The sequence below is a fragment of the Paenibacillus sp. P4_A9 genome, from assembly GCF_056402415.1.
The window spans coordinates 1-4,465 of the sequence record NZ_JBFUHL010000146.1 but is presented as its reverse complement, the minus strand read 5'-3'; the positions used below and the strand labels follow the sequence as shown (position 1 = coordinate 4,465).

At 40.5% G+C, this 4,465-nt stretch carries 3 protein-coding genes; 1 reads left to right on the top strand and 2 read right to left on the bottom strand.

The genetic code is table 11. The features are described 5' to 3' along the window. Positions 1-125 precede the first annotated feature (125 nt). The gene (locus AC1DVJ_RS30100) at positions 126-1,385 is read left to right on the top strand and encodes an ATP-binding protein (protein WP_477596452.1); all 1,260 of its coding nucleotides are present in this window, start codon (positions 126-128) and stop codon (positions 1,383-1,385) included. Positions 1,386-1,498: 113 nt separating this feature from the next. Here AC1DVJ_RS30100 and AC1DVJ_RS30095 read toward each other — a convergent pair whose 3' ends face one another. Further along, complete coding sequence (locus tag AC1DVJ_RS30095) at positions 1,499-2,449, bottom strand: isopenicillin N synthase family dioxygenase (RefSeq protein WP_477596450.1); 951 nt, start codon at positions 2,447-2,449, stop codon at positions 1,499-1,501. 211 nt (positions 2,450-2,660) lie between these two features. Next, a complete protein-coding gene (locus AC1DVJ_RS30090) occupies positions 2,661-4,118 on the bottom strand; it encodes a putative glycoside hydrolase (protein WP_477596448.1) in 1,458 nt (485 codons plus the stop codon). Between the last annotated feature and the right edge of the window lie 347 nt (positions 4,119-4,465).

The following is a 4,465-nucleotide window of genomic DNA, read 5'->3' as shown; positions in this document are numbered from 1 at the left end:
CTTGAGGTTCAATAAACTAAAAACGGTTGATGTGCTATGCAATTAAGAAAGAAAATGGACATTGACTTGTTTTTGGAGGGTAATGAACGAGCAAATTACAAATCTTAGGGTGTGTATGCGAGCTGATGCTAATCGAAAAATTGTTTCTTAACATTCTTATCGTTCTTGCTCCAACTCTTGTTCTTACAGCGATCGGTGAAAAATGGCGATTTGTGCGGTCTTCATTCGGCATAGGCTTACTCCAAGGAATATCGTCTATACTTTGTATGCTCTTTTCATATCAAATCGTGAGTGTGTACTGGGATCTAAGATATGTTCCCCTCGTGATTTCTACGATTTACGGTGGGCCAATTGCAGGGGCAGTTACCTACTTGTTCATGACAGCGACCCGTACCTATCTGGGTGGATATTTTCTAATATTTGGATATATCAGTATCACGATAGCCTTCTTGTTTATCTTGCTTGCGTCTAGAAAAATAGTCGGGTTAACCGGCAAATACCGCATGCGTGGAACGCTAATGATTTCGTTCATTCCTTCGCTTGTGTTACTGGCTATCGTGATTTTCTATATAAAATGGAACCAAATCCCTATGAGCGTCCTGAGCAACCCAATTGGATCCATGCTTTTGTTTTTTGTTTTTCAAGTTTTGGCCGTTTATTTATCTGCGATGATACATGAGGTATGCCATGAACGGATCGTGATGAAGCAGGAAATTCAGCAAAACGAGAAGCTGAAAACATTAGGGCAGCTCGCAGCYTCCATGGCACATGAAGTCCGTAATCCCTTAACGGTCGTGAAAGGGTTCCTTCAACTGATGCGTCCACATCAAAATGGGAAAAATGAATATTATTTAGGTATTGCAATGGGTGAACTGGAAAGAACGGAAGCCATTATTAAAGACTACTTATTTTTTGCCAAACCTAAGCTGAATAAGGTCGACTCCTTCTCACTGACAGATCTTGTCGACAATGTAATTTCACTTTATACACCAATGGCGACCAACTATGGGGTCGTGCTAAGCTCAAATCTTCAAGATGACATCGTGATCGAAACCGATCGCGGGCAAATGCAGCAAGCTTTAATTAATTTGATCAAAAATGCCGTAGAAGCGACTCCATCGGATGGTGTAGTCTCCATATGCTTGACCGGTCACGATCATTACGCTCAGATCGTTATTATGGACAATGGAGAAGGTATGACGAAGGAGCAAATTTCTAAAATCGGCACCTTGTTTTTTACAACAAAAGAAATGGGCACCGGCATTGGGACAGCCCTAGCGGTCCGTATTATTGAAAGTATGAATGGACAGATTACGTATGAGAGTGAGTTGGGAGCAGGGACAACCGTAACGATAACGGTTCAGTACCGCGCCGTCATTGGATGAACAAACAGACTCAGTAGCTGGGTTCCGGAGCAATAGAAGGATAGAAAAACTCATACTTCCTTAAAAAAGTGACCGCCACAATCTATTGATGTGACGGTCATTTCTGTTCTGATTTATTTTTTAATTAATCCAATCTCAACTAAGCGCTCATACAAGAAGTTCCCGGCTGTAATTGGTGGATACTTCTCTGGATTGTTGTCCGATGTACAGACAGGAATAGTTTCCAGCAGGAAATTACTGTAAGGATGTACGAAGAATGGCATCGAGTAACGGGACGTGTTTGAACCAACTGGGTTTACCACTCGGTGTGTAGTAGCAGGAATCACTTCGTTTGTAATTCGTGACAACATATCACCGGCGTCGACGATAATTTGTCCTTTTTTCGCGATAACCGGCATCCATTCTCCTTCACGAGTTAATAATTCAAGACCAGATGCTGTAGACTCAACCAACAATGTAATCAAGTTAATATCTTCGTGCTCGGCAGCTCGGATTGCATTTTTATCCATAGATTCATCAAGTGGCGGATAGTGGATGGCTCGAAGAATGCTATTACCATCTGTGATCATTTCAGAGAAGAAACTTGGACGCAAATCCATATGTAGTGCTAATGCTTCAAGCATATTGCGGGCAACGCGTTCCAATTCTTTGTAAAAGCTAATGCCATCTTTACGAAGCTCAGAGACTTCTTCCGGCCAAATGTTAGCGGCATAATCTAGAGACATTGGATGTCCTACTGGCAGTTCTTGACCGATGTGATAAAATTCTTTTAAATCACCAACTGTGCGATTTTTTGCGTGTTCTTTTCCAAACCCTGTATATCCACGAGCTCCGCCTTTAACACCTTCATATTTTTTCTTAGTTTCTATGTCTAAACCAAAGAACTTTTCCCAAAGCTCGTAGTTTTTATCGATAAGATCGGGGTTCACACCATGTCCTTCCAGAATAATAAACCCTGTTTCTTTTAAGCCTGCACCGACTGCTTCAGCGAATGCCTTGCGTTGCTCTGTGTTTCCATAAGTAAAATCCTTCAAATTTAATGTACGAATATAAGGCGCTGTCATATACATTACCTCCTGTATTGTAATCGCTTTCATTCCAAGCTCACTTATTATATCTTATACTGTAAAAAAAAGAAAATAATTAAACGTGAGTCTGGTTAGATTCGATGCAAACTTCAGGAAGATTGCTGGAGCTAAGTATGTAAACTAAAAAGCCCCTAGGAGAGTTACTCCCGCGGAGCCTATTATTACCCCATAACGATCTTTACCGTACCTACGGGATATAGGTTACACCTTCAGAGTAGGAATTGTTAGCATTCCAGATTAAGTATTCATTAACACCAGCATCTTTTAAAGCTTTAATTTGTGCATCTACCTCAGCTTTACCATATTTAATATAATTGCCAGCACCTAACCAGCTTGCTGTAAAGTCTTGAATCCAAGGACGTGATAGCGGTGGAGTCTGGAGTTGTGCAAACTTCCCCTTTTCGGCTTTCATATATTCAGTAACAAGTTTATAGGGCTCTTTATCTGGTTTTGAAATTCCGAAATAACCATCGGACCAATGACTTGGATAAATCATAGACGAAATTACATCTACGGAGCTAGAAATACGGTTAAAGTTCTGTCCGATACCAGGTGCTTCAGGCAATGTAGCTGAGTATCCGAAAATATCAACAGAGACATTCACTTTATACAGTTTTAGTTGTTCTTTGGCATATGCGACAAAGTCGCTGATAGCATCAACACGAAGCTGTGTCAAACGTGCTTTATCACTAAAATCTGGTGCTTGGGGTGCCGCCTTTTTTAAATCGGACACGCTCTTTTGAGCATCGTCCATAGCTTTTTTATTTACATCGGTTTTCACTGAATTGTAGGTATTCGTAGCATCTGTCAACTTTATCTGTAAAGAAGACAAATCCTCTTCATATTTCTTAGAGGCTTCAGCATAGTCTTTTTCTTGTTRAACAAATTTAGTTGGTTTTTTATCCTTGTAATCACCCATTGAATAGGTAAGAGCTTTATCCCTGCTTTCAAAGCCTTCTGGAAATCGAACATAGTCAAATTGTATTTCTCTAAACCCAAGTTCTGCAGCTAATTTGGCTATCTCTACATTGTGATCCCATGTTTCTTTAAGAAATGGGTTGATAAACCCGTCTCCATTACCATTGCGCCAAATACTGTTCCMGTCTAGGTAAGAAAGATCTGGACGTTTCTTTGCCAAAACTGTGTCTTTAAAGGAAACAATACGAGCGATAGGGTAGATTTTATGTTGTTCAAGAATTTTCATGAGCGCTTGGGGATTTTTTATATAAGGCTGGCCAAATTCAGCAAATTTCCCCTCAGGCTGAAAGGTGATATAACCATCATCATCCTTTATATCAATTACCATTGCATTTAGATCAGTGTTATCAAGAAGTGATAAAAGTTTAGACATACGATCACCACCTGCTGACCAACCTGTTACATAAATGCCTCGAACAGCATCCGGATAATCGAAGTGTACTGGGGGATCAAATGCAGGTGTTTGACTTGCTGCAGGTGTAGGAAAAGCAACGATTGGTGAATCAGAGGGCGATGGTATTGGCGTGGGGGTGGGCGTGAACTCTGGTGCAGTTGTAGGAGGCTGTTCAGATGGATTTGGCGTGTTTAAAACGACTGTTGACGACTTACAAGCGGACAACGCGAGCACTGCTATTAGCATGATAAAAATAAGACCTTGTTTCTTCATGATATTCTCCCCTTTTCCCCAAAGTACTTAATTTCTAGTAGTTAATTTTTTGGTAATTAAAGGGTGTTTTATGGACAATAAAATTGACCTATATATGAATGGGAAATTCGCTGCTCAATATTGAAATATTCGTGAAACGAAAAAACTATGCACCTTGATGCCATATGGCTAAAAAAAAGTGGAGCAGCTTATTCAACAGTCGATCGATGACATGCGGCGGTGACATTGCCAATTGACAAGACCTTGATCCGATAAATTAAAAAGCCCGCGATATACGCGGACTTGATTCGGACAATGTTTTTGTCATCCGACAATGTTTTTGTCATCCGACAGGAGGACAAGAACAT